The 542-nt window shown below is 68.5% G+C and carries 1 protein-coding gene; it reads left to right on the top strand.

Annotation, left to right across the window (positions count from 1 at the left end):
• Positions 1-542: alpha-amylase family glycosyl hydrolase (locus IE330_RS38585; RefSeq protein WP_268257399.1), on the top strand; the 542-nt coding region annotated here is incomplete at both ends.

Below are 542 nucleotides of genomic sequence, written 5' to 3' on the forward strand. Positions count from 1 at the left end.
GTGCTGCTGGCGGAGGCCAACCAGTGGCCCGAGGACGTGGTCGACTACTTCGGCTCGTTCGAGAACGGCGGCGACGAGTGCCACATGGCGTTCCACTTCCCCGTCATGCCGCGCATCTTCATGGCCGTGCGCCGCGAGTCGCGCTACCCGGTCTCGGAGATCCTGGCCAAGACCCCGGCCATCCCCTCGGGCTGCCAGTGGGGCATCTTCCTGCGCAACCACGACGAGCTGACCCTGGAGATGGTCACCGACGAGGAACGCGACTACATGTACGCGGAGTACGCCAAGGACCCGCGCATGCGCGCCAACATCGGCATCCGCCGCCGGCTCGCCCCGCTCCTGGACAACGACCGCAACCAGATCGAGCTGTTCACCGCCCTGCTGCTGTCCCTGCCCGGCTCGCCCATCCTCTACTACGGCGACGAGATCGGCATGGGCGACAACATCTGGCTCGGCGACCGCGACGCCGTGCGCACCCCCATGCAGTGGACCCCCGACCGCAACGCCGGCTTCTCCTCCTGCGACCCCGGCCGCCTCTACCT

Source organism: Streptomyces longispororuber, assembly GCF_014656095.1.
GTDB classification, from domain to species: Bacteria; Actinomycetota; Actinomycetes; order Streptomycetales; family Streptomycetaceae; genus Streptomyces; species Streptomyces longispororuber.